The sequence below is a fragment of the Idiomarina sp. H2 genome (assembly GCF_004364275.1).
GTDB lineage: Bacteria > Pseudomonadota > Gammaproteobacteria > Enterobacterales > Alteromonadaceae > Idiomarina > Idiomarina loihiensis.
Window position 1 is genome coordinate 16,927 of the sequence record NZ_SNZY01000011.1, and the last position, 24,899, is coordinate 41,825.

Consider the following 24,899-nt stretch of genomic DNA (forward strand, 5'->3'; position numbering starts at 1 on the left):
AGTTTCCCGTTAAATGAAACACAGTTCTGGTTTAATTGTTTTCGACATGGATTCTACCTTAATTCATATTGAGTGTATCGACGAAATTGCACGATTAAACAACCGTTATACTAAAGTCTCGGCCATAACGGAAGCCGCTATGAGAGGAGAAATTGATTTCGCAGAGAGCTTAACCCAGCGTGTGGCCTGCCTCGAAGGCATTAAAGAGTCTGATCTGGAAAGTTTATTTTCACCTATTCCATTTAACCCCGGCGCTAAAGAACTTATTCAGGCGCTGCAAGCCGCCGGCTGGAAAACTGCACTGGTTTCCGGCGGTTTCACCTGGTTTGCAAACAGGGTTCAAGCGGCTCTGAATCTGGATGCGGTTGTCGCTAACCAGTTGGAAGTAGCCGATGGTTGTCTGACCGGGAAGGTATTAGGTGACATTGTTGACGCTCAAGTTAAAGCTGAACAACTTCAGCAACTGGCCGGGCACTGGAGTATTCCGCCGGACCGAACTGTAGCGGTAGGAGACGGTGCCAACGACGCCTTAATGCTTAAGGCCGCCGCTGTTGGTATTGCTTTTAATGCAAAACCGGCATTGCAGGCTATTGCGGATTATTCTGTCAATTCTAATAACTTACTCGAGATACTAAGTTGCCTTAAACAGTCAGAACTTATTGAGCCAGTTATTTAGGCGCTCCTGCTGCTCCTTAATGGCATCGGTGCCCGATAAGGCAAATTCCAGTAAGCTTTCGGTTACATCAACTGTGTCTGCAATGGCGTATACCTGCCACAAGTCTTCTTCTATTTCCTGTGCCCGGTAAGCAGCATAGCGGCTAATGTAATTCAGTTCGGCCTGAATAAACTGAGTATCAGGGCGTCCTGTTCTGGAAAGAGTCACAGTGATAGCCCGAAAGATAGAATTGGGTATGCTTTGCTCAATAAAAGATTCAATAGCCTGGTTGTCATTACCCTCCAGCCATTGGGTCTGAACAATATCCTCTCCATTTTGGCGATATAACCGCAGTAACAGTAATAAAGTGACAGGTTCCGACGTACGGTCCATCTCATTTAATCTGGGGAGAAGTTCTTCTGTTAACGAGGAACCTCGTAGTAGCGGTTGTAAATTAATTGCACTTGGCTGACTGCCGGGAAATTTAGCCAATAACTTAGCCCATCCGGACGGCCAGTTAGAGAGGCCGGCGCGGCGCACAGAGGTTTTACGCTTTTTATTTCTGTACAGGAAAACCGGCAATGAGCCCGGAGCGTCACAGTACAAATTGCGCAGACAAAGTTCCAGCCCATTTATTGAGGTGTTTTCCACTTGAAGCTTAAGCAAGTCGCGCTGTTCACGAATTAAAAAGCGTATGAACTCCGAGCCCATGTGTTGTTCGTGGTCACCTTCAATTTTCAAACGTAACGTGGTGCGGGCATCGTCAATAGAAGCTATGGTGTAAGCTAAATGGTCTAACTTGGCTTTTTTATACAGCTTCTTGAAGCCGGTCAGAGAAATGTCGACGTTGTCACCTTTTTCTGCCGGTAGTGGTGTATCAATTTGTACTTGCAGACCACTGACAGAAAGGTCAATGATCATGCCGTCACGAACCAGCTTGCCAACTTTAACCCGGCAGCGGCTGCGGTAGCTGAAGCGTTTCTCACTGCGTAAGTTAATAAACTCAAGGCGTGCTTCTTTTGTCCGAATAGGTGTGGACGGTGGGTGTGCAAAAGCTTTTAATGATGCCAACTGCTCTTTTTCGATACCGGTATCGAAAAAGCCCTGCAAACTATCCGTTATATCGTTGACCACTCCCATATATCGTAAGGGTGCTATCGCTCTTTTAACTTGTGCTGTAGGTGGGTTGATGCGAAACGGAACATTAATGTTTTTCGGTACGCTCTGAGGTTGCCATGCCTGATTCAAATCTACCCGACGTAAATCGATTTGATAAACTCGCCAAGAGGCTTTTTTACTGCCAAAGGCAATATAAGTGTCCCATAACCCTGTTTTTTGAAGTTCTTCTGCGGTGGCTGAGTAGTTGTATATTTTTCCGCGTGCGGTAATGGAAAAGGTCATTACCAGTAAACGAGAATGCTCTTTTTGAGCTAAGTCCTGCAGTAACCAGCGGCTGCGGCGTAGATTAAAAATAGAACCGAAGCTGATTTGATTCAGTTCATTAATCCAGTTACTTAAAATAAAGCGGTTGTTGTCGGTGGTTAATACGTAATCGGCTACCAGTTGTTTGTTTGACTCAGAAAAGAACACCGGTAACTGCTGCATTCTGGGTAACAGGAATTGCTCGTGTCCTTTATTGAGTATTGTGTTGTAAGTATTGTCGATATTAACGCGGTAGCGTTTCTTATAACCATTAATGAATCGATGAAAAAACTTATCCAGTTCGGCTGACTGATAATCCGGGTCTCGATTCAAACTCAAGTAATGTTTACCGTCTAGCTCCTGAACTCCGACAACACGATAGGGAATTCGAGTTTCAGGGTTTATCGTGAACTCTTTCGCCAACCCGGTAAAATAAAGCGACAGTGAATCGCCGTATTGCAGATTATGTTCATCGTTAACACGTACTCGCATCCCCGTAATGGAGATATCAGCCGTTACCGCCTGATAATTTTTTCCTTTACTGTCTTCAAGCCCGACTTCGATGGTAAAATTCATTCGTTCTTCGGCGCGGTAAGGGTACTGGCCAAAGTGGAATGTTTCCAGAAGGTAAGATTCAGCCTCGTTGTCGCTGTTCAAAAATGGTGATTGACCGCTTAAGGGTTCGGCATTGTGGTCAGCTAAACTTTGTGCGAAGGCTCTTTCTTCTTCGCGAGCCTGGCGTAAATGGTTGTCTGCATCCAGTATTTGCTCAAAAGTATCCTGGGTAAAAACGCCTTTATAGGTTTCCAGACCCCGCTCAAAAATTTCAATAGCAACATCGTCAAGCTGATGCCGGCGTCCATTGTATTCGTAAGGACGGCACTCGCCATCAACCTGATTACGCAAGTCAACAGTGCGATGACAGGGAGCGGCTAAACGTCTAAGCTCCATTTTAAGCTTGAATTTTGTGGGACCATCTTCGTTTTCAGTTAAGGACTGAAATAAGGTGTCAAAGTCAGTATCGTAAACGACGGGTTTTAACTGATCGATAAGTTGGTCAAAATAATGGTTCGGCATCGAAGTCTAATATTTTTTATAGTTATTCTTGAATAATACCTCATCATAAAACGAGAAGCAGACGAATGGCAAAAGCAAAAAGTGCGTATGTGTGTAATGACTGTGGCGCCGACTTCCCGCGCTGGCTTGGGCAATGCCCGGAATGTAAGGCCTGGAACACGTTAACTGAAATTCGTTTAACATCAAAAACAACCCCTACTTCATCTGAACGGCGGGGCTTCAGCGGTATTACCGAAGGCCGGGTGCAGACCTTGAACGAGGTGGACTTGCAGGAAGTGCCGCGTTTTAGCTCGGGCTTTCAGGAGTTTGACCGCGTTTTAGGCGGCGGCGTTGTGCCCGGTTCGGCAATACTCATCGGCGGTTCACCGGGGGCAGGGAAAAGCACGCTGTTACTGCAGGCCTTATGCAAACTGGCAGAACGTATGCCTGCATTATACGTTACCGGCGAGGAATCTCTGCAGCAGGTTGCAATGCGGGCTCAGCGGCTTAACCTGCCGACGGATAAACTGCGTATGTTGTCTGAAACCTCAGTGGAAAGTATTTGTCAGCTGGCTGATAAAGAAAAACCCGCCATTATGGTCATTGATTCCATTCAGGTGATGCATATGGCGGATATTCAGTCGGCACCGGGCAGTGTCTCTCAGGTGCGTGAATCAGCCGCCTTTTTAACGCGTTACGCTAAACAAAAAAATGTCGCCATTATTATGGTCGGACACGTGACCAAAGAAGGGCACCTGGCGGGGCCGAAAGTTCTGGAACATTGCATTGACTGCTCCGTACTTCTGGATGGCTCATCAGACTCCCGTTATCGCACCCTGCGTGGTACCAAGAACCGGTTTGGTGCGGTAAATGAACTCGGCGTATTTGCTATGACAAGCGGCGGACTGAAAGAGGTCTCGAATCCATCGGCTATATTCCTGCAGCGCGCCGAAGATCAGGGCAATGGCTCTGTGGTGATGGTGATCTGGGAAGGTACCCGCCCCTTGCTGGTTGAAATTCAGGCCTTGGTCGATTACTCGGCACTGGCTAATCCTCGGCGGGTTGCGGTAGGACTGGAAGCAACGCGACTAGCACTGCTACTTGCGGTTTTGCATCGGCATGGTGGTTTACAGGTATCGGATCAGGATGTTTTTGTGAACGTCGTTGGCGGAGTTAAGGTATCTGAAACGTCGGCAGATTTAGCGTTGTTGCTTGCTATTGTTTCCAGCTTTAAAGGAGAACCATTGCCGCGTGAATTAATCGTGTTTGGTGAGGTTGGCCTGGCCGGAGAAATACGGCCAGTGCCTAATGGTCTGGAACGATTAAATGAAGCTGCGAAACACGGTTTCAAAAAAGCTATTGTACCTATCGGCAATACGCCCAAAACCTCACCCAAGGGTATGGAAGTTATTGGGGTGAAGAATCTTCAGCAAGCGCTGGATGTCATGTAGTCCGGAAATAAAAAAGGGGAGCAATAAAGCTCCCCTGTTAGCAGCATTCTTTTAACCAATAGGTTTGTATTTAATGCGGTGCGGCTCCATAGCCTGTTCACCGAATTTTTCTTTCATATAAGCTTCGTAATCGCTGTAGTTACCTTCGTAGAATACTACTTCGCCTTCATCGCGGTAGTCCAGAATGTGAGTAGCAATACGGTCAAGGAACCAACGGTCGTGCGAAATAACCATCACTGAGCCCGGGAATTCCAGAATGGCTTCTTCCAGTGCCCGCAGGGTTTCCACGTCCAAATCGTTAGTAGGCTCATCGAGTAACAAGGTGTTGCCGCCGGCTTTTAGCAGTTTGGCTAAATGCACACGGTTACGCTCGCCACCTGATAGTTCACCAATGCGTTTTTGCTGGTCGGTACCACGGAAGTTAAAGCGCCCAACATAAGCCCGGCCGTTAACTTCAAAGTTACCAATTTTCAGAATGTCGTTTCCGTCAGTAATCTCTTCAAAGACGGTTTTGCTGTCATCCATGTTGTCACGGAACTGATCAACGCTGGCTAATTGCACGGTTTCGCCCAATTCAACTGAACCACTGTCAGGTTGCTCTTGCCCGCTAATCATGCGGAATAAAGTGGATTTACCCGCACCGTTTGGACCGATAATACCAACGATAGCGCCTTTGGGAACGCTAAAGCTTAAGTTATCAATTAGCTGGCGCTTGCCGTAAGCCTTGCTTATGCCGTTAACCTCAATAACTTTGTCGCCTAAGCGAGGGCCCGGTGGAATAAACAGTTCGTTGGTTTCGTTACGTTTTTGGTAATCGCCACTTTGTAGCTCTTCAAAGCGGTTAAGGCGTGCTTTGCTTTTCGCCTGACGGCCTTTCGGGTTAGTACGTACCCACTCCAGCTCCTGCTTAATAGTGCGCTGGCGTGCTTTTTCAGAACGCTCTTCCTGCTCCAGACGCTTCTCTTTTTGCTCCAGCCATGAGGAGTAGTTGCCTTCCCACGGAATGCCGTAACCACGGTCCAGTTCAAGGATCCAGCCCGCAACATTATCAAGGAAATAACGGTCGTGGGTAATGGCCACCACAGTGCCGTTGTAGTCGTGCAGGAAGCGTTCCAGCCAGGCTACTGATTCTGCATCCAGGTGGTTGGTGGGCTCATCAAGGAGCAGCATGTCGGGTTTCGATAGCAACAGGCGGCAAATGGCTACACGGCGTCTTTCACCACCTGACAAGTTGCCGATTTTTGCATCCCACTCCGGCAGGCGCAGTGCGTCTGCAGCACGCTCAAGAATGTTGTCGATATTATGCCCGTCTTTTGCCTGCAACAAGGCTTCAAGCTCACCTTGCTCTTTTGCTAAGGCGTCGAAATCTGCGTTTTCGTCGGCATAAGCGGCATAAATTTCGTCAAGCTTAGCGAAGGCCTCTTTTACATCTGCCACAGCCTCTTCAACGGTTTCTTTCACCGTTTTATTTTCATCTAACTGAGGTTCCTGAGGCAGGTAACCGATTTGGATACCTGCTAACGGACGGGCTTCGCCTTCGTATTCATTATCAACACCCGCCATAATGCGCAGTAAGGTCGACTTACCAGCACCGTTAACGCCTAAAACACCAATTTTGGCGCCGGGATAAAACGACAGAGAAATGTCTTTTAAAATCGTTTTCTTGGGGGGAACAACTTTGCTCACCCGCGACATTGAATAGATATATTGCGCCATAGCGACGTAAAATCCTTCTTATCAACAAAAAAGTTACTGCATAGTTTACTGTTATTTACGGACATCCCCAAACTTTGTTGTGCTGAACTAGGCACTCATTTGTGTTTTAAGGTAAAATAGCGGGCAAATTAAGACCATTTAATGATTTGGAGAGCTGTAATGCTGAAATCTGAGATGAACATTGCCGACTTTGACGCGGACTTATGGCAGGCGATGCAGGGTGAAGTTGAACGTCAGGAACAACACATTGAGTTGATAGCATCGGAAAACTACACCAGTCCGCGGGTAATGCAGGCTCAGGGGTCACAACTGACCAACAAATACGCAGAAGGCTATCCGCACAAGCGTTACTACGGCGGCTGTGAGTTTGTTGATAAAGTAGAAGACTTGGCTATTGAGCGGGCAAAAGAATTGTTCGGCGCCAAGTATGCAAACGTACAACCGCATTCCGGTTCTCAAGCCAACACCGCTGCCTTTATGGCAATGATGGAAGCCGGCGATACCTTTCTTGGTATGAGCCTGGCTCACGGCGGTCACTTAACACACGGCTCTGGTGTGAACTTTTCGGGCAAACTTTACAATGCGGTTTCATACGGCCTGGATGAATCCACCGGTGAAATTGACTATGCCGAAGTTGAAAAGCTGGCGCTGGAACATAAACCGAAAGTTATCGTCGCAGGTTTCTCTGCGTATTCAGGCATTGTTGACTGGGCAAAATTCCGTGAAATTGCCGATAAAGTTGATGCTTATTTAATGGTTGATATGGCGCACGTAGCGGGTCTGGTTGCTGCCGGCGTTTATCCGAATCCTGTACCTTATGCTCATGTTGTCACTACCACTACGCACAAAACTCTGGCGGGTCCTCGTGGCGGTTTGATTATTTCCGGCAGCGATGATGAAAAGTTACACAAGAAGTTAAATAGTGCGGTATTCCCGGGTAATCAGGGTGGGCCGCTGTGTCACGTAATCGCGGGTAAAGCGGTGGCTTTTCAGGAGGCGCTGCAGCCAGAATTTAAAGACTACCAAAAGCAGGTGTTAGTGAACGCCAATGCCATGGTAAAAACCATGCAGGCGCGCGGTTACAAAATTGTGTCGAACGGCACTCAGAATCATTTATTCCTGGTCGACCTTATCGACAAAGATATTACTGGCAAAGACGCTGATGCGGCTTTAGGTAACGCGTTCATTACCGTAAACAAAAATGCGGTTCCTAATGACCCGCGCTCACCTTTTGTCACTTCAGGTCTGCGTTTAGGCACGCCGGCAATTACTCGCCGCGGCTTTAAAGAAGCTGAGGCTGAGCAGGTCGCCAACTGGATTTGCGACGTGCTGGATGACATTGCTGACGAAAGCAAAATTAATGAAGTTCGCGAGCAAGTAAAAGCGTTATGCGCTAAGTTTCCGGTTTACGGTTAATTGCGATCAGTTGTAGAGCGCACATAAAGGAGTCAGGCAATGCATTGTCCATTTTGCGGCACACAGGATACTAAGGTTATCGATTCGCGATTGGTTGCGGATGGTGCCTCGGTTCGTCGCCGGCGTGAATGTAATCATTGCAAGGAACGCTTTACAACCTTTGAGACCGCTGAGCTGGTCATGCCGCGGGTTATCAAAACTGATGGTTCCCGCGAACCATTTAACGAAGATAAACTCCGAAATGGATTGCTGAGAGCGCTGGAAAAGCGGCCTGTGAGTCTCGAGTTGATGGAGCAGGCTATTAACAAGATTAAATCCAGTATCCGGGCAACCGGTGAGCGTGAAATAAGCAGTAACTTCGTCGGCAGTCTGGTAATGGAAAATCTCAAGCAGATAGACAAGGTTGCTTACGTTCGTTTTGCTTCTGTTTATCGCTCGTTTGAGGACATTCGCGAATTTGGTGAAGAAATAGCGCGCCTTAATGACTGAGTTAAACCCGCAGTACTTTGACCATCAAATGATGCACCGTGCTTTAATGCTGGCACGGCGTGGGCTGATGACGACCCGGCCAAACCCTGCGGTGGGTTGCGTAATTACTTCTGATAATAAGGTTGTCGGTGAGGGCTGGCATCATCAGGCTGGCGAGCCTCACGCTGAAGTACATGCTTTGCGCGCGGCAGGACAAAAAGCCCGGGGCGCAACGGCCTACGTCACGTTGGAGCCATGCAGTCATATAGGCCGCACACCTCCTTGTTGCGATGCGTTAATTGAGGCCGGAATAAAACGTGTTGTGGTTGCAATGCAGGATCCAAACCCCCGGGTTAGTGGCAATGGTATTCAGCGTTTAAAAGAGGCCGGTATTTCTGTGGACGTCGGTGTACTGCAATCGGCTGCAGAAAGTTTGAATCCCGGATTTATCTCGCGTATGACGCGACAACGCCCGTGGGTAACCCTAAAAATGGCAACCTCACTGGATGCAAAAACGGCGTTGTCAGATGGCCGCAGTCAATGGATAACGTCCTCTGCCGCCCGCAGTGACGTGCAGTTTTTTCGGGCACAGGCCGATGCCATACTGAGTGGTGCTGCAACGATTCTGGCTGACGATCCTAAATTGACAGTGCGTGTTGACCAGTGGCCAAAATCAAGACCGCTGCCTGAGCCTTTAAAACAGCCGGTACGTATTATTATTGACAGTCAGCACAGGGTGAATGATGAGGCCAGAGTTTTTGACTCTCCGGCGCCGGTGTGGTTAGTGCGAACAACTGCTGGTAAACCCAGTTGCCATCCACATTGTCATGAATTAATTATTGCCGCAGACCCTAACGGTAAAGTGAGTCTGCCGGCGCTTATGGTTGAATTGGCTAACCGCGAAATTAACCAGTTATGGACTGAGTGTGGGGCGAATTTGGCGGGCGCTCTTATTCAGCAGCAATTATGCGACAGATTGATGATTTACAGTTCGGGTCAGTTATTGGGCCATCATGGACGTTCGGTTATCGACATGAACGAGCCGTTGAATTTAGCTTCAGCACCAAGGTTTAAAATTATTGATCGTCGGCAGGTAGGCCCTGATCAACGCTTGGTAGCAGTACCTCATACACAAGATTAAAAGGTAAAGCGTTATGTCACTGCATAGCACAGAAGAGATTATCGAAGATATTCGTCAGGGTAAAATGGTTATCCTTATGGATGACGAAGATCGCGAAAACGAAGGTGATATCATTATTGCAGCCGAGTGTGTGACGCCGGAAACTATCAATTTTATGGCGCGTTATGGTCGCGGACTAATTTGTCTGACGTTAACGGAAGAACGCTGTGAGCAACTGAATTTGCCGTTAATGGTAGATAAGAACAACGCCCCATACGCAACAAGCTTTACTGTTTCGATTGAGGCCGCTGAGGGTGTAACCACAGGTATTTCCGCGGCGGACAGAGCGAAAACGGTGCTGGATGCTGTGAAAAAAGACGCCAAGCCCGAAGATTTAGTCATGCCGGGACATATTTTCCCGTTAAAGGCTAAGTCGGGCGGGGTGTTGAACCGTGCGGGACACACCGAAGCGGGTTGTGATCTTGCGCGTTTAGCCGGGTTTGAACCTGCGGCGGTTATCGTTGAAGTGCTGAACGAAGATGGCACCATGGCGCGCCGCGCTGATCTTGAAGCTTTTTCTGAAGAGCATGGTATTAAAGTCGGCACCATTGCCGATTTAATCGAATATCGCTCGATACAGGAAAAAACCATAGAGCGGGTGGCTGAATGTAATTTGCCTACGGCATTTGGCAAGTTCCGGTTAATCACTTATCAGGACACTATTGATGAACAGGTACATTATGCTCTTGTTCACGGTGACCTCTCGCAAGATAAAGTGACTAACGTACGAGTTCATTTGCAGGACACCTTCCACGATACCTTTTTAACCGAGCGCGCAGCAAAACGCAGCTGGCCAATTCAGAAAGCTATGTCCTATATTGCTGAGCACGATGGTGTGCTGGTTATTATTGGTCGTCAGCAAACCCCTGAAAGCATCATTGCTCAGGTGTGTGAATTTGAAGCGCAGGATAAAGGAGAGCAAAAACCAACAACATCGGCGTCAAATGCGTCCCGGAACGTCGGTTTAGGCTCACAGATTCTGGCAGACCTGAACATTCATAAAATGCACTTAATGAGCTCGCCAAAACGTTACTCTGCACTGTCAGGCTTTGGCCTGGAAGTGGTCGACTTTATTGAAGATAAAGACTAGCCGCTATAACGTTGTTGGAACTCATTGAGTAGTTGCTGGTGAGTCGGTGTGGCAACACCCGCCGTCTTACCAGCGTTAATTAAATAACCGGTTAACTGCTGTATCTCGGTACGCCGTTGTTGTTGAATATCCTGCAGCATGGAAGAGTGGTTTAAGGCCGTCTCCTTTGCTACTAAAAGCACCTCTTTATAGCATTCCTCAGTTGTCAAAGACGCATTTTGACTGTTCGCTACAGCTACGGCTTCTGCTACGAGGCTGTATACTTGCGCCTGCCAGCTTTCCTTCAGCAATTCGCCATTAGCGCACTGATGAACTGCAGTCAGCGGATTAATAACGCAATTAATAACGAACTTTAACCAGCGCCTCTGACTTAGATCTTGTTCCAGAGTAAGCGGAGGAAAAGCCTGTTGCAGGACCAGGCCTGGGTCAAAGTCCGTCGGCTGATTCCGGACTGCAGGGTCGACTTCCAGCCAGCTTCGGCCTGCCCCCCTGTGTTCAATACAAAGGTCGGCATTTTCATTCCTGCTTCGTACCGCACCGTGAGTTGTCACCAATGGGTATAAATTAAGCTCTTTTAACGCTTCCGGAAGTTCCACCATGCCGTTGTGACTTATTATTATGGGCATGGCTTTATTAAATCCGCGCAATGTCGTTATGCGTTGCAAGGCTTGAATCACATCAAAGGCTTTAACCGCAATAACGAACACCGTATTCTCGGCCAGAGGTTGTGTAATAACAGGAGCACTGTAGTCAGCTTTAAACTGCTTATGAGTGACTTGCCAGTTTATTTCTCGAGTTCGGTTCTTACGCGGTAAAACCGATACAGACTGCCCATGTTCCAGCAGAGCGCCGGCAATAAGCCCACCAATGGCTCCGGGGCCAAGCACGACCCAATTTAGGTTAGCCTTCGTCACGTTTTCGCTCCAGCTCGGCTATGGGTTTACGAATAAACCAGAGGAAGATAAGACTGGGAATAACCATTAAAGCAGTTAAAACAAAGAATAAAGCCCAGTTGCCATCCATATAATCGACAATTTGTCCGCTGGAGGACGACAGTACGGTTTTTCCTAAAGCTCCCAACGATGCCATAAGCGCATACTGGGTTGCGGTAAAGGTTCGGTTACAAAGTAAACTGATAAAGGCAACAAAAGCCACGGTGGACCAGGCGCTGGTAAAGCCATCAATTAAAACCGCGCTTAGAAATAAGTCTGTATCCGGGCCTACCAGAGCAATCCACGAGAACATCAGGTTAGAGGAGGCCATGGCTACGCCGCCTATGAGCAGGCCTTTAATTATGCCCAGTCGTAAGTTGACGGCACTGCCTAGTAGCGCAAAAACAATAGTTACCCACCAGGTAACCAATTTTGAATAGGTGCCGATTTCGGCATTAGTAAAGCCAACTTCTTTATAGAAAACAATCGACATTCGTCCCAGAAAAGCTTCGCCAATTTTAAACAAAAAGATAAAGGCCAGAATTGAAAACGCCAGCTTGACGCCGTTGCGGGAAAAGAACTCACCAATGGGCTGAATAACAACAAGATTGACTCTTTCTTTCATTGCAGGCCAAAAGTGGGTCAATTTCGTCTTTACCGTGGGCTCTTGATGATAAGTGGTGCGGCGCACAACAAGTACGACAGCTGCAAGGACTAACATGATGCAGCCCAGTCCGAAATAAGCGTGTTGCCATTGCCAGGTTATACCATCGACAAAAAAGAACGGCAGGGCACCTAAACCACTGTAGCCGGTCCACCATCCGGCGGTTGTCATTGCTGCACCGGCGCTTTGCAGTCGGCCTTCGTTTTCCGCAAAAGATTCAATTCGGTAGGCGTCAATGGCTATATCCTGAGTCGCTGAACTGACAGCAATGCCAAGTGCAATTAGCCCGACGAGATGAAGGTGGTCGATAATATCCAGACTCGCTAATGCGAAACAACCTCCGGCAATGAGCATCTGGCAGAAAAAAATCCAGCTTCTTCGTTGACCCAGCCAGCGAGTGAGTATCGGGATTTTTAGGTTGTCGATAATAGGCGCCCATAAAAAATTTATAGAGTAGGCGCCAAAAACCGCACCGAAATAGCCAATGACTGAGCGGGTTAGTCCAACCTCCTGCAGCCACGCTGAAAGTGCTGAGCCAATCATCACCCACGGAAAACCACTGGCTAGGCCCAGAACAAAAATAACTAATACGCGAGGCTGTTTGTAGACTTTCAAATCTTGCCAGAAAGTCGGTTTTGTTAAAGCCATTAGTTTTGAGGTACAACCTCTATACGTTTCAGAATAGGCGGGTCGACAGGTACATCAGACCAGCCAATTTCATCGCTATAGGCCTGTGATTCAAGTTTAGCCATGGCTTCAAGGACATCTAAGCCTTCAACGATACGACCAAATACAGCGTAGCCCCAGTCACCATTGTCTGGATTAAGTGAAGTATTGTCATTTAAGTTAAAGAAAAACTGGCGGGTACCTGAGTGAGGTTCACGTTCGCGAGCCATAGCAATTGTGCCATATTCGTTCTTCAAGCCGTTACCGGATTCATTCGCAATTTTTTCAAATGAGGGTTTGTCCTGAAAATCTTCGTCATAGCCGCCGCCCTGGATAACAAAGCCGGGAACTAAACGATGAAATATCGTACCGTTGTATTGTGCTTTTTTCACATAACGGAAAAAGTTCTTAACGGTTAACGGAGCTGCATCGCGATTGAGCTCTACAGTGATGTTACCCATAGAAGTTATCATTTTTACCCGCGGGAAGGGGTTATCTGGCTGAATTTCAGCATGACTGACGCTGATAAAAATAGCTGCGGTGAGGCCAATAAAATATTTAAGGAAAGTCATGACTAAAAGTCCTCTTGTTCACGCATACGCAGCTTAGGATCATTAGCGATTTCCGTAAGCACCGAATTCAGTAATTGTTTGAATTGACGTTCTAAAGTTGCCTGGGCTGGTTTCAGACCACCTGTGGAGTTATAGGTTCCAGAATAAAAGTTGCTATAGCGACGATTTCCCCGGGTGGCCTCAACACGAATGGTAATACTATGCTCGAGTTCGTATTTTACGGTATAAAGAGTTGCGTCAATTAGTGCTTTTTCGATGGTGACGTACCATGTCAGACCGTTTTCATCATAAGCCCCTGTAACAGGCTGTAAAGCCTCTTCAACAACTAAGGTTAAGGGCCTTAGAGTGGGCGCGAATGCTGCTTTGTCCTGTTCTTTTTTATGACGGTATAAATAAGAATAAGAGCGTTTATCCGTGACTTTTAATTGGTTTACCTTGGTGTTTAGTTTATCAACAACAGTGTCAGCGCTAATAATTAATGGGTCAGGCTGGCTCTGGCAAGCACTGATAATAAGCAAAAAACTGGCGGCAAATAGTGTTCGGAACATAGGAGTTATCCTTTTTTATGGCGGTCATTCACCTGACGTCGATTCGTGCTATCATACGGTGAAACCGTATTGTCATAAAATACCTTACCATTATGACGATACTAGCCGACAGAAGTAAAAGGTTTTGCCGTGACTAAATTTGCTGAAATTACCGGTTGGGGAAAATGTCTGCCACCGGCTGTAATGACCAATGATGATCTTGCCACTTTCCTGGAAACCTCCGACGAGTGGATTGTTTCACGAACGGGTATTTCCGAACGTCGAGTAAGCCATGTCGGTACATCCGAGTTGGCGACGGTTGCTGCGCGTAATGCCCTGGCCGCTGCCGATTTAGATCCCAATGAACTGGATCTCATCATTGTCGGTACTTGTACTGCAGATGAACTTATCCCCAACGTCGCGTCTAAAGTACAGCAAAATATTGGCTCAAAACATGCTGCAGCCTTTGACCTAAATGCAGCTTGCAGCAGTTTTTTATACGCGATGCATGTTGCGACTCAAGGCATAAAAACCGGCGCACATAAAAAGGTCTTACTCATAGGTGCTGAACGTTTAACCCGCATTCTGGACTGGACCAAACGCGAAAGCGCCGTTTTATTTGGCGATGGCGCGGGCGCTATGGTACTTGAAGCGTCAGATGAAGAAGTTGGTTTGTTAGCTAGCCACATCAGTTGTGACGCAGATGCCCGCGACGTGTTAAGCCTCGATTTTGGCTCTAGCTTTGACCGCTTTAACTTTGACGGCATTATGCAATTTGATTTTGTTGGCCAGGAAATATTTAAACGTGCAGTGAAAGGCATGAGTGCGGCTGTCGACAAGGTTTTTCAGGAAACCGGCATGACCACCGACGATATCGACGCCCTTATTCCGCATCAGGCGAATAAACGGTTAATCGATTTCTTAGGTAAAATGTGCAAAGTGCCGAGCGAGAAAACCGTTATTAATATTCAGAATTACGGAAATACATCCTCAGCGACACTACCTATTGCCTTTGCTGAAGCTGCTGACAACGGTATTATCAAGCCTGGCGACAGCATTATGTCAGCCGTGTTTGGGGGGGGACTCACTTGCGGTGCCGGATTGATTAAATGGGGGCAGAGAGTCACGCCCAAACGTCCTAATCAAATGGAGCTACCGGCCGGAGATAAAAGCGCATTGGAGCTTATTGTTCCCATGCACGAAGCGACTAAAAAGGCCTGGAAAAATCGCGGTCAGTAATAATTGACGGGAGACAGATTTTGAGTACTGAAGAGCTCGTACAAGTTTCGCAAGATAACGGTGTTGTTCGCATACGTCTGAACCGACCAGCAAAGAAGAATGCCTTCACTCAGGACATGTACACTACATGTAATGAAGCGTTGAAGGCTGCAGACAACGACAGCTCGGTTCATGCAGTACTTTTTGAGTCCAGCGGTGACAGTTTTTCTGCCGGTAACGATTTAAATGACTTTTTATCAACTGAAAACTTAGATGAATCGGCTCCAGCGTTTCAGTTTTTGCATACTCTGGCCCGTGCCGAGGTACCTATAGTTGCCGCAGTAAATGGATTAGCTATAGGCATAGGCACAACGCTCTTACTGCATTGCGATATTGTTTACAGCAGTGACGACGCAGTATTTGCGTTGCCATTTGTGCAGCTCGGGTTATTGCCTGAAGCTGCCTCAAGTTTGTTGTTACCGCAAATTTGTGGTTACCAAAAAGCGGCAGAATTGTTGTTGCTCGGCGAAAGTTTTGACGCGCAGTCGGCTCAGCAAGCCGGGTTTGTTAACCATGTGGTTTCGCTTGAGCGGTTGCCTGTTGTGGTTGAAGAAACTCTGGATAAACTGCGTAAGCAATCCAGCAAGTCATTACGAATTTCCAAGCATTTATTAAAGCAGCCGACGGAGTCAGTAGCTGACCGCATCAGTCGTGAAGCGACGTTTTTTGCAAAAGCGTTAAGCTCAGATGAAGCTCGTCAGGCAATTGCTGCAAAGCTGCAGAAAAAGTAAGCAAAAGGTAAACTGTGGGTTGTTTCAGCCGGGCAACTGGTTCATAATGCAGCCCGCTTTGAACAAAGCGTTTATGGTGACTCTGCGGGTCCCCTCGCAACGCTAACTGGTGAACCCGGTCAGGCCCGGAAGGGAGCAGCCGTAGTCAGGGATGTGTGTGCCGAGGTGTGGCTGGTAGAGTCGCCACCCAATCTTTATTAATCGCCGTCAGGGCGTTTTCTTCCTTTCAAAAATTCCAGTGCTTCCGCTATTGCTTTGTGTACCTGCATTTCCATGTCCAGCCGCTTTGACGGTGGTAAAAAGAAAGCCATATCAACTTCGTGTCGAATGTAACGCGGCGGCAACTGATTAAGTACCAGGCAACTGAGATCAGCCAGAAACTCCTGACTGTGTTGCTTTTCCAGTTCGAGTTCTTCTATCCGGTCTGCAACTAAACGCTCGTAATAATTGTGAATGTCATCGTCAAATTTCATACTTTTATCCTTCTGTTAGCTCATTCTCAGTATAGACATAATAACTGGCTCTTAGTAGTTGAGCATGGGCTCTGACTAAACGTGGTAAATTACGTTGATACCCTCCGCCGATGACAGCAGCCAAAGGAATCTCATGTCGTTTAGCAAAGCCTAGTACAGCAAGGTCTCTTTGAAAAATACCCGCCAGACTAATATTTAGATGACCCAACTCGTCCCGCTGATAAATGTCGACACCGGCATCGTAAAGAATAAGATCGGGTTTAATTTCGCGGTTGATGCGTTCGAGGGTATTTTCGAGAGCCGCTAAGTATTCTTTGTCAGAGGTATGTTTAGGTAAAGGAATGTCCAGATTAGAGCTAGCTTTGGAAAATGGAAAATTACGTTCCCCGTGTATTGAGCAGGTAAACACCCTATTATCATTTTCGAAGAGCGTGGCGGTTCCGTCGCCTTGATGAACATCGGTATCCAGTACCACTATTTTTAGTTTTGGATGGCGAACTAGTATTTCATTGCAGGCTATTGCTAAATCGTTGAGTAGACAAAAACCACTGCCCCAGTCTTTGTGAGCATGATGGTAGCCGCCGGAAAAGTGTATGGCAACTCCCTTCGTGAGTGCCAGTTCGGTCGTCAGCAGTGTGCCCCCAGCGGAGGTTAGGGTGCGGTACAATAGCTGTTCTGACCAGGGAAAGCCTATGCGTCGCCAGCTGCTTTTATCCATGCTGTTCTGCCGTAACTGAGACAGATAGCCCGGACAGTGTGTTCGTGCTGCCTGTTCCCAGCTAAGTGGCTCAGGTTGATGCCATTGATTATTGGTTGCTCCGTGTTTAACCGCCCAGTCTTTTAGTAGGCGGTATTTCTCTATTGGGTAACGGTGTCTGGGCGGTAAATCTAATTCACTGTATAAAGGTGAGTAGATAAAAGGAACGTCAACCTTCTTCATAACGGCTAATCTTTTTCTCCAGAGAATCAATGGCCATTTGGCAGCGGTTAAGGCGTTGCTGCGCGCTTTGAATCATGGTTGGGTTATTACCCGCAGCAGCCGTATCCAGGTTTTCTGTCAGTCGTCTTTCGTAGTCACGATAAGTCACTAATTGTTGATGCATCTGCTGCAGTTGATTTTGCGCAGTAATGCGATGATCTTGCTGTTGTTTAGGTGGTCTATTAGCCCGGAAAGCTGTATTTAATGCTTCCAGCTGCAGGCTAAGTTTCTCAGCAAGGTAATGTTGAGCCTCTTGATTGTCACTTTGCTGTAATTGTCGAAAAAGATTTTGGGTCTCTGCGACATAATCGACAGCCAGGTTAGAGCTATGGTTAAACAGGGAGGGACTAAACCAACTTTCGCTAAGCTGGCGATGTTTCTTTCTATTTTCCCCATCAATTTGCTCAGCCCGCCCCTGCAAAGTGTTGAGCAGCTGTTCAATATGTTGTATTGAGGTTACATTTAATATCTCTCTCATCCCTCTATATTAAAGGATTTTGAAACTTAGGTCACGAAATTGGGTCTACCATTGAATATAGGCTAATAAATTAATTGTTTAAAAAACGTTGAAATTGAAATGTCAGTGTTGTTCGTCGATCAAAAAGTGATACTATTCAGGAAGGAGTAATATTCCAAGTTAGGTATACATGTACCAAAACTGGGGGTATGAAATGAGTTGACGACAGGATGTCGTCCGAGAAAATATCTGGAAATTACGAGAGTCCAGAACCGTGTTCTGCACCGGATACAAAGCGACAGCTATAGCGCGGTTGACTCAGTTTACTTGGTTGACAGCGTATAGCCATCGTGGGAGTATCTTTTAGTATTGCTGCTTTCTTTGGCAATAATAATAAAGTGTAGAACGAGATCTTTTCGTCATTCAAACAACTGGTGTTTCACGCCTTAGGCGTTGAAGCGGAAGTTAAGTCAAATTGGTTGGGAACTATGACCAAAGTAATCAAAAGAACCAAACTCGCTGCAACCCTTATGGGTGTGATGGCGTTTGCTGGCACCGGCGTTGCCGCTGCACAGCAAGTAGATGTAGCTAAGCTACAAAACGAAGAGCAGAAGGTTTTGAAAGCCGGCGAACAGTCGCAAAATAAAATCGACTCTTTGTTCGAGCAAAGTCAGGACCTTCTTATCGAGTATCGTTCAGTGGTTGCTGAGTACGAGAACTTGAAAGTCTATAATGACCATGTACAACGTTTGGTTAATGACCAAAACGCAACGCTTGAGTCTCTTCAAAAGCAGATCGACGGAATCGAGCGCACCAAACAGGGCGTTGTTCCTTTGATGTATGAAATGATCGACTCTCTTGAACAGTTTGTGAAATTGGACATTCCAATTCACCGTGAAAAGCGTATGGCTCGTGTTGAGCGTTTACGCGACATCATGGACAGCTCAAGCGTCTCTACATCAGAGCAGTTTCGTCAAATCATCGAAGCTTATCAAACCGAAATGGACTACGGTTCAGGTTTGATTTCGTATCAGGGCAACCTGGAAATTGACGGCGAACAAATTGCTGTTGATTACTTCCACATGGGTCGTGTTGCATTCTTAGCTCAGTCTCTGGACTTGAAAAATGCTTGGATCTACAACAATGAAACCGATGAGTGGACTGCTTTGGAAGACGAGTTTATCCGTCCTCTGACCCAAGCGATTCGTATGTCACGTAAGCAACTTGCTTACGATCTGGTGAAACTTCCAGTATTCGCAGCGGAGAGTGCAGAATGAATAAATTAGTTAAATCATTAATGATTGCAGCAGCAGTCACCCTTTCTGCAGGTACGACTCTCGCTGCCCAGGCTCAGGATCAATCTGAAGCTAAAAGTTTAGATGAGCTGTTACAGCTTGTTGAAAAAAACCGTGTTTCTTCTCGTGAACTGAACGCTGAACGTGAGCGTGAATTCACAGCTGCTCGTGCCGATAAGCAAGCATTGCTGAATCGTGCAGAGAAGCAATTAGAAGAAGAAAAAGCTCGCGGTAAACGTTTGCAGGAAGAGTTTTCTGAAAACGAAGTTGAACTGGCGAACAAAGAACAAGAACTTGAGAATGCTAAAGGTACCTTAGGTGAAATGTTCGGTGTTGTTCGTGGTGCTGCGACAGAAACTATCGGTCGTATCGCGACTTCTATCATCAGTGCACAGTATCCAGGTCGTGAAGACGTTCTGGAAAGCTTGTCAGAAGCGAAAGAACTTCCAACTCTGGAAGAGCTGGAAGAGCTCTGGAAAGCCTTGTTAACTGAAATGGTAGAGTCAGGCAAAGTTGTTAAATTTAATACTGATGTAACTTTACTTGACGGCGGTAGTGAAAACCGTGAAGTATTGCGTGTTGGTGTTTTCAACTTGATTCAGGGTGACAACTACTTAGTCTACAACGACACGACTGAACAGGTACAACCATTAGGTCGTCAACCTGAAGGTGGCGCAACTGGACAAGCACAAGAGTTTTACAACACAGAAAGTGGTTATGAAGGTATTTTCTTAGATCCTTCTAAAGGTCAGATTCTTAGCTTGTTAACTAACAAAGCGACGTTGTCTGAACGTTATCACCAAGGTGGTACTGTTGGTTATGTAATTACTGCAGTATTAATTCTTGGTCTGTTAATTTCTGTATTCAAACTGGTTACCTTGACAACTGCTGCAGGAAAAATCCGCTCTCAGTTGAAGAACCCAGAGCAACCTAAAGACAACAACGCATTAGGCCGTATTCTTAAGGTTTATCAAGAGAATAAGAATGCAGACGTTGAAAACTTAGAGTTGAAACTGGACGAAGCAATTTTACGTGAAACCCCGAGAGTCGAAAGTGGCATTAACGTCATTAAGATCCTTGCGGCTATTGCTCCATTGCTTGGTCTGTTAGGTACAGTTGTTGGTATGATTGGTACGTTCCAGTCTATTACACTGTTTGGTACCGGTGATCCGAAGATCATGGCAGGCGATATCTCTATGGCGTTGGTAACAACAGCTATGGGTCTGATTGCAGCTATTCCATTGATTTTGGCTCACAGTATTGTGGCTTCTCGCGGCAAGTCTATTGTTCATATTCTGGACGAGCAAGCAGCGGGTATCGTAGCTGCGCATTCGGAGAAGGAGTAACCCATGCTTTACCTGATGGAACTTTGGGAATCTATCAGGGATTTTCTGGCTACCGGTGGCGATGTCCTGTACATCGTCATGGGGGTGCTCTTTCTAATGTGGGTACTGATGATTGAGCGTTATTGGTACCTTACAGGTGCTTTCCCTAAACTTCGCAATGACATTATAGCGAAATGGGATGCCCGTAAGGACACCACCTCATGGTACGCCCATAGAATCCGTGAAGCATGGATTTCCGAAGCGAACGATAAACTGAATGCACGTATTCTGTTGATAAAAACTTGTGTTGCCTTATGTCCACTAGTTGGGCTGCTGGGTACCGTAACAGGTATGATTGCGGTGTTTGAAATCATGGCAGTACAAGGGACGGGTAACCCTCGTCTAATGGCATCGGGTATTTCGATGGCGACTATTCCGACAATGGCTGGAATGGTTGCTGCGTTATCCGGTATGTTTTTCGCGACACGCCTGGAAAGTAAAGTGCGTAGAGCGAAAGAAGGCCTTGTTGACAGTTTGCCACATCACTAAGAGAGTAAAACTATGGCACGTAATCGTAATCGAGAAGAGGAAGATGCGTCGATCGACATGACGCCGATGCTCGACATCGTCTTCATTATGTTGATCTTCTTTATCGTAACGACCTCATTCGTCAAAGAAGCGGGTATTCAGGTTAATAAGCCTGAAGCCAGTAATACGACAAAGGAGCCTTCAGCTAACATCTTTATCGCTATTCGTGATACTGGTGAAGTCTGGATGGATAAACGTCAAGTGGATGTTGAGCGTGTAGGCGCTAACATTGAACGTATGCTTGCCGAACAACCAACTGATGTTGTTGTTATCCAGGCCGACAAGAAAGCTGAACATGGTGTCGTTGTAGAAGTCATGGATCAGGTTAAGGAAGCGGGTATCGATAAGATATCCATAGCTGCGGAGAATAACTAATATGGTGCGCTTTTTAGTATCTTTACTACTAGGTGCCGCCGTTACGTTTGCTCTGTTTGCTTTCATGGCTTACTTAATCGGCGGGGGAGCGCAGCGTAACGAAGCGCCGCCTCCATCGCCGGTCATTGACATCGTAACGTCGCCACCTGAGTCTGACGTTCAGGAGCGTCGGCGTACTCCGCCGCCGCCACCACCACCACCGGAGCAACCACCAGAAACACCACAGTCTGAGCCTGATACATCAGACAGTGGCATGAACATGAACATGGGTTTTGATGTTGATGTTGGTGGTGCTGATACAGGTCTTTCAGGGCCAGGCGGAGGACTAAACTCTGACGGAGACGCAACACCTATTGTTCGTATTGAACCGCGTTATCCGCCTTCAGCCGCAAGAAACGGTACCGAAGGTTGGGTGCAATTGCGCTTCACTATCGATCAGCAAGGTGGTGTAACTGACGTTGAAGTCATCGATTCTGAACCTCGTCGAGTGTTCGACCGTGAGGCAAGACGTGCATTATTGCGTTGGAAGTATAAGCCTAAGGTCGTTGACGGTAAGCCAATTCGTCAAGAAGGTATGACCGTTCAGCTCGACTTCACAATGGATGGGAACTAAGAAATGAAATATACAGTTAAAACATTTGTTAGTGCCCTGGCTTTTGCTTCGGTTATGTCTATGACAACGGTCCAGGCTTTTGCTCAGGACCTTGGTTTCAACATTCCGGATAAAGAGACCGTTGAGGCGCAGAAGAAAGCTCGCGACAATAAGGCTGCTTCGCAGAGTATTGGCCGGGCGATCATGGATGCGTTTGAGCTGTATGAAGAAGATAAAATTAAGGAAGCAATAGCGGTTCTTGAAGAGCAAGACCCTGATCCAGGTTACGATTCTGCGTATCTGGATCGCTTCCTTGGTAATCTTTATGCAGCAGACGAGCGTATGGCTGACGCTTTAAAAGTTTTGAAAAATGCAGTTGATCAGGATGTCCTCGGTTGGAATGATCAGGCAGCGGCTATGAAACTGGTCGGGCAAATTAGTCTGCAAGAAGAGAAGTACAAACAAAGCCTAGAATACCTAAAACGTTGGGTTCAATTTACTGGCGAACGTGATTCTCAAGTTTTCTTGTACATGGCTAACGCGCATTACCAGATGAAGAACTTCGCTCAGATCATTCCTTTTGCCCGAGTGGCGTTAGAAGAGTCTGATAAGCCTGACAAGAATATTTATAACCTGATGATGGCGTCCTACTATGAACGTAAGATGTATTCGGATGCGATTAGAATTCTTGAAGAAGGTTTGAATAAGCTGCCGGATCAAAAAGCTTGGTGGCCTCAGTTGGCGCAGTTCTATATGCTGGAAGAAGAATTAGGAAAGTCTCTTCAGACTATGGAGGTGGCGTATTTGGCAGGGTACCTGGATAAAGAGAGTCAGTTTAAAATGCTGGTTCAACTTTATGATAATGAAGGTATTCCATACAAAGCTGCTGCGACTATGGAAAAGCATGTAGAAGCGGGTGATATCGAAAAGACTGCGAAGAACTTTGCGACTATCGCTAATAGTTATCATCGCGCTAAAGAGTTCGGTAAAGCGGTTTCTTGGTATGAACGAGCCGCTGAGTCAACTGACGATAGCGACGACAAAGGTGAGTACTACCGCAAACAAGGTAACTTGATGCTGACAAACGAGCAGTATATTGCAGCAGCGGAGCCTTTGAAGAAAGCGTTGGACTATCTTGATCGTAAAGACGAAGGTCGTGTATACATGTCATTAGCGGAAGCGTATTTCTATGGTGGTGACTATCGCCAGGCTATGCGTTATGTTGATGAAGCTGCAACCTTCGATGGTCAACGTCGCAGTGCTCGTAGCTGGAAGGGTTATATTAAGTCTACAGCTAAACGAAAAGGTATCGATCTCGATTAACCACTTTTCGTTTTTATAACTGCATAGTAAAACCCGGCCACAGTGTCGGGTTTTTGTTTTCTGGGGAGAGAAACATGAGGTCTAATTCGGTCGGTCTTGGCTTAAGAAACGAGTTGCTTGACGCTGCTTTAGCTGGAGATATTGATGCGGATTTTCTTGAGATAGCCCCTGAGAACTGGATACCTTTTAAAGGTTCCCGTCTGGAAAAACTCGCCCAAATAGCCGGAAAATATCAACTGACCTGCCATGGCTTATCGCTTTCTATTGGCAGCCAGGACTCGTTGAGCCAAAGCTTTCTGAAAGATGTGAAGCGCTTTTTGAATGACTTTGATATTGAAATTTACAGTGAGCATTTAAGCTATTGCTCTCATAACGGCCAGTTATACGATTTACTGCCTATTCCTTTTACAGTCGATGCCGTTGCCTATGTTGCCGAACGAATTAAGCAAGCTCAGGATAGGTTAGGGCAAGCTTTAATATTGGAAAACGTCTCTTATTACGCGAGTCCCTCTCCGGAACTTACCGAATTAGAATTCATTAATCAGGTTCTTGAGGCAGGTGATTGCAAACTTTTACTCGATGTAAATAACGTTTTTGTGAACAGTGTAAACCACAGTTATGACCCTTATGAGTTCATCGACGGTCTGCCTTCTGAGCGAATTGTCTACGGACATATAGCCGGGCACCACGAAGAATACGACGACCTTTATATTGATACTCATGGTGCCAGCGTAAAAGACGAAGTTTTCCAGCTTCTGGACTATGCTTATGGGCGGCACGGCGTTTACCCTACTTTGCTGGAAAGAGATTTCAACTTCCCTTCGCTGGAAGAGTTAAACCAGGAGTTGAACAGGATAAAAGCGATACAGGCTCGCCATGAGTAAAATGACTTTTAAAGACATTCAAAATCGCTTTGTTGAACAGTTAAAAGCGCCGGAAAAGTTCGTAGACGAGCCTTGGCTGGATGAGATAGAGGCGCGGCGCTTGGCTGTTTATCAGCGATTGTTGCGCAATAATATTTTCCGTTTTATTGATAGTGCCTTCCCCGTACTTAAAAAGTTGGCTGCGGAGACGCAATGGACAGAAACCAAAGAACGGTTCTTTCGTACCTTTTCTTCTCAGTCACCATATTTTACTGGTATTGCCGCAAGTTTTGTTGAATATCTGCAGTCTCACAATGAGTTGTTTATCTTTGCGGCTGAACTGGCTTACTATGAATGGGCAGAACTGGCGGTAGAGCAAAAGTCGTGGCCTGAAAATTATATTAATCCGGCAGAGGCGCTTGAAAGTGACTCTCTGATTGCACTTAACCCCACGGCTATAATCTCGTCATATCAGTACCCTGTTGATGAAATAAGTACTGAGTTTCAACCTCAGGAAGCCTTGCCCGAACCGCGTTTTTTGATCGTGTTTCGCGATAGCAACGATAAGGTTCGCTTTATTCGAATTAATGCGATGACTTTTTTACTGTTAACAGAGCTACAAAATAGAGAGAGTATTCAATTAAATAGCTTACTCGAGCTTTTACCTGAATTACTCCCTCAATGGCCCATAGATCAACTACAGCAAGGGGCCGGGCAGACTTTAAACAGGTTAGCCGGGCAGCAATTGATATTGAAGGTAAAGAATTGAATTCAACTTTTATCGTTGTCGAGGATCGAGTATGAT

General features: G+C 46.5%; 25 protein-coding genes and 1 other RNA gene. 17 read left to right on the top strand and 9 right to left on the bottom strand.

What is annotated here, in order from left to right; all coding sequences use genetic code 11:
• The first annotated feature begins 13 nt into the window (after positions 1 to 13).
• Positions 14 to 676: a phosphoserine phosphatase SerB gene (gene serB, locus DET62_RS12950; RefSeq protein WP_110014245.1), complete on the top strand. Its 663-nt coding sequence runs from the start codon at positions 14 to 16 to the stop codon at positions 674 to 676.
• Here the strand turns inward: serB and DET62_RS12955 are convergent.
• The gene (locus tag DET62_RS12955) at positions 650 to 3,154 is read right to left on the bottom strand and encodes a PilZ domain-containing protein (RefSeq protein WP_110014246.1); all 2,505 of its coding nucleotides are present in this window, start codon (positions 3,152 to 3,154) and stop codon (positions 650 to 652) included. The two genes, serB and DET62_RS12955, sit on opposite strands and share 27 nt — an antisense overlap.
• A gap of 65 nt (positions 3,155 to 3,219) precedes the next feature.
• Between DET62_RS12955 and radA the strand changes: the two genes are divergently transcribed.
• On the top strand, positions 3,220 to 4,584 hold the full coding sequence (radA, locus tag DET62_RS12960; protein ID WP_110014247.1) for a DNA repair protein RadA: 1,365 nt from the start codon (positions 3,220 to 3,222) through the stop codon (positions 4,582 to 4,584).
• Between the two features lie 51 nt (positions 4,585 to 4,635).
• On the opposite strand, the gene ettA is transcribed toward radA, so the two are convergent.
• Entirely contained in the window at positions 4,636 to 6,300 is a 1,665-nt protein-coding gene (ettA, locus tag DET62_RS12965) for an energy-dependent translational throttle protein EttA (protein WP_011235105.1), read from the bottom strand.
• Positions 6,301 to 6,459: 159 nt separating this feature from the next.
• On the opposite strand from ettA, the gene glyA reads away from it, so the two are divergent.
• From glyA to ribBA, 4 genes are read left to right on the top strand one after another with little or no spacing between them, the layout of a single operon-like run.
• A complete protein-coding gene (gene glyA, locus DET62_RS12970; RefSeq protein WP_110014248.1) occupies positions 6,460 to 7,716 on the top strand; it encodes a serine hydroxymethyltransferase in 1,257 nt (418 codons plus the stop codon).
• 39 nt (positions 7,717 to 7,755) lie between these two features.
• The gene (nrdR, locus tag DET62_RS12975; RefSeq protein WP_011235103.1) at positions 7,756 to 8,205 is read left to right on the top strand and encodes a transcriptional regulator NrdR; all 450 of its coding nucleotides are present in this window, start codon (positions 7,756 to 7,758) and stop codon (positions 8,203 to 8,205) included.
• Positions 8,198 to 9,325, top strand: coding sequence for a bifunctional diaminohydroxyphosphoribosylaminopyrimidine deaminase/5-amino-6-(5-phosphoribosylamino)uracil reductase RibD (gene ribD, locus DET62_RS12980; RefSeq protein WP_110014249.1), 1,128 nt, complete (start codon positions 8,198 to 8,200; stop codon positions 9,323 to 9,325). The genes nrdR and ribD overlap by 8 nt, the downstream gene beginning before the upstream one ends.
• A 13-nt stretch (positions 9,326 to 9,338) precedes the next feature.
• A complete protein-coding gene (gene ribBA, locus DET62_RS12985) occupies positions 9,339 to 10,454 on the top strand; it encodes a bifunctional 3,4-dihydroxy-2-butanone-4-phosphate synthase/GTP cyclohydrolase II (RefSeq protein WP_011235101.1) in 1,116 nt (371 codons plus the stop codon).
• Here ribBA and DET62_RS12990 read toward each other — a convergent pair.
• The 4 genes from DET62_RS12990 to DET62_RS13005 are packed head-to-tail and all read right to left on the bottom strand — an operon-like array spanning position 10,451 to position 13,836.
• On the bottom strand, positions 10,451 to 11,368 hold the full coding sequence (locus DET62_RS12990; protein WP_110014250.1) for a 2-dehydropantoate 2-reductase: 918 nt from the start codon (positions 11,366 to 11,368) through the stop codon (positions 10,451 to 10,453). The genes ribBA and DET62_RS12990 overlap by 4 nt on opposite strands.
• Entirely contained in the window at positions 11,355 to 12,698 is a 1,344-nt protein-coding gene (locus DET62_RS12995; protein ID WP_110014251.1) for an MFS transporter, read from the bottom strand. Before DET62_RS12995 ends, DET62_RS12990 begins: the two co-directional genes overlap by 14 nt.
• Positions 12,698 to 13,288 carry a peptidylprolyl isomerase gene (locus DET62_RS13000; protein ID WP_110014252.1) on the bottom strand — a complete coding sequence of 197 codons (591 nt, stop codon included), beginning with the start codon at positions 13,286 to 13,288 and terminating at the stop codon, positions 12,698 to 12,700. Before DET62_RS13000 ends, DET62_RS12995 begins: the two co-directional genes overlap by 1 nt.
• 2 nt (positions 13,289 to 13,290) lie before the next feature.
• The gene (locus tag DET62_RS13005; RefSeq protein WP_110014253.1) at positions 13,291 to 13,836 is read right to left on the bottom strand and encodes a YajG family lipoprotein; all 546 of its coding nucleotides are present in this window, start codon (positions 13,834 to 13,836) and stop codon (positions 13,291 to 13,293) included.
• Positions 13,837 to 13,965: 129 nt separating this feature from the next.
• Here DET62_RS13005 and DET62_RS13010 point away from each other — a divergent pair, with 129 nt between their 5' ends.
• The 3 genes from DET62_RS13010 to ffs all read left to right on the top strand — a co-directional run bounded on the left by DET62_RS13010 (position 13,966) and on the right by ffs (position 16,004).
• Entirely contained in the window at positions 13,966 to 15,054 is a 1,089-nt protein-coding gene (locus DET62_RS13010) for a ketoacyl-ACP synthase III (RefSeq protein WP_011235096.1), read from the top strand.
• A gap of 20 nt (positions 15,055 to 15,074) precedes the next feature.
• Complete coding sequence (locus tag DET62_RS13015) at positions 15,075 to 15,824, top strand: enoyl-CoA hydratase (RefSeq protein ID WP_011235095.1); 750 nt, start codon at positions 15,075 to 15,077, stop codon at positions 15,822 to 15,824.
• A gap of 83 nt (positions 15,825 to 15,907) precedes the next feature.
• An RNA gene (gene ffs, locus DET62_RS13020) (signal recognition particle sRNA small type) lies at positions 15,908 to 16,004 on the top strand.
• A 17-nt stretch (positions 16,005 to 16,021) separates the two neighbouring features.
• Here ffs and DET62_RS13025 read toward each other — a convergent pair.
• Genes DET62_RS13025 through DET62_RS13035 form a run of 3 tightly spaced genes read right to left on the bottom strand, consistent with a single transcriptional unit; the run spans position 16,022 to position 17,754 of the window.
• Complete coding sequence (locus DET62_RS13025; RefSeq protein WP_011235094.1) at positions 16,022 to 16,297, bottom strand: late competence development ComFB family protein; 276 nt, start codon at positions 16,295 to 16,297, stop codon at positions 16,022 to 16,024.
• A gap of 4 nt (positions 16,298 to 16,301) precedes the next feature.
• Entirely contained in the window at positions 16,302 to 17,237 is a 936-nt protein-coding gene (locus DET62_RS13030; RefSeq protein WP_110014254.1) for a histone deacetylase, read from the bottom strand.
• Positions 17,224 to 17,754: a primosomal replication protein gene (locus tag DET62_RS13035; RefSeq protein WP_110014255.1), complete on the bottom strand. Its 531-nt coding sequence runs from the start codon at positions 17,752 to 17,754 to the stop codon at positions 17,224 to 17,226. Before DET62_RS13035 ends, DET62_RS13030 begins: the two co-directional genes overlap by 14 nt.
• Positions 17,755 to 18,221: 467 nt before the next feature.
• Between DET62_RS13035 and DET62_RS13040 the strand changes: the two genes are divergently transcribed.
• The 8 genes from DET62_RS13040 (at position 18,222) to DET62_RS13075 (ending at position 24,863) form a co-directional block, all read left to right on the top strand.
• Positions 18,222 to 19,010 carry a DUF3450 domain-containing protein gene (locus DET62_RS13040; protein ID WP_041291783.1) on the top strand — a complete coding sequence of 263 codons (789 nt, stop codon included), beginning with the start codon at positions 18,222 to 18,224 and terminating at the stop codon, positions 19,008 to 19,010.
• The gene (locus DET62_RS13045) at positions 19,007 to 20,374 is read left to right on the top strand and encodes a MotA/TolQ/ExbB proton channel family protein (protein ID WP_011235090.1); all 1,368 of its coding nucleotides are present in this window, start codon (positions 19,007 to 19,009) and stop codon (positions 20,372 to 20,374) included. The genes DET62_RS13040 and DET62_RS13045 overlap by 4 nt, the downstream gene beginning before the upstream one ends.
• A 3-nt stretch (positions 20,375 to 20,377) precedes the next feature.
• Entirely contained in the window at positions 20,378 to 20,902 is a 525-nt protein-coding gene (locus tag DET62_RS13050; protein WP_011235089.1) for a MotA/TolQ/ExbB proton channel family protein, read from the top strand.
• A gap of 12 nt (positions 20,903 to 20,914) precedes the next feature.
• Positions 20,915 to 21,316: a biopolymer transporter ExbD gene (locus tag DET62_RS13055; RefSeq protein ID WP_011235088.1), complete on the top strand. Its 402-nt coding sequence runs from the start codon at positions 20,915 to 20,917 to the stop codon at positions 21,314 to 21,316.
• A 1-nt stretch (position 21,317) separates the two neighbouring features.
• Positions 21,318 to 21,929 (top strand): energy transducer TonB, encoded by a 612-nt coding sequence (locus DET62_RS13060; RefSeq protein ID WP_110014256.1) that lies wholly within the window; start codon positions 21,318 to 21,320, stop codon positions 21,927 to 21,929.
• Positions 21,930 to 21,932: 3 nt separating this feature from the next.
• Entirely contained in the window at positions 21,933 to 23,231 is a 1,299-nt protein-coding gene (locus DET62_RS13065) for a hypothetical protein (RefSeq protein ID WP_110014257.1), read from the top strand.
• Positions 23,232 to 23,305: 74 nt separating this feature from the next.
• Entirely contained in the window at positions 23,306 to 24,115 is an 810-nt protein-coding gene (locus tag DET62_RS13070; protein WP_110014258.1) for a DUF692 domain-containing protein, read from the top strand.
• The gene (locus tag DET62_RS13075; RefSeq protein ID WP_110014259.1) at positions 24,108 to 24,863 is read left to right on the top strand and encodes a putative DNA-binding domain-containing protein; all 756 of its coding nucleotides are present in this window, start codon (positions 24,108 to 24,110) and stop codon (positions 24,861 to 24,863) included. The genes DET62_RS13070 and DET62_RS13075 overlap by 8 nt, the downstream gene beginning before the upstream one ends.
• Positions 24,864 to 24,899: the final 36 nt, after the last annotated feature.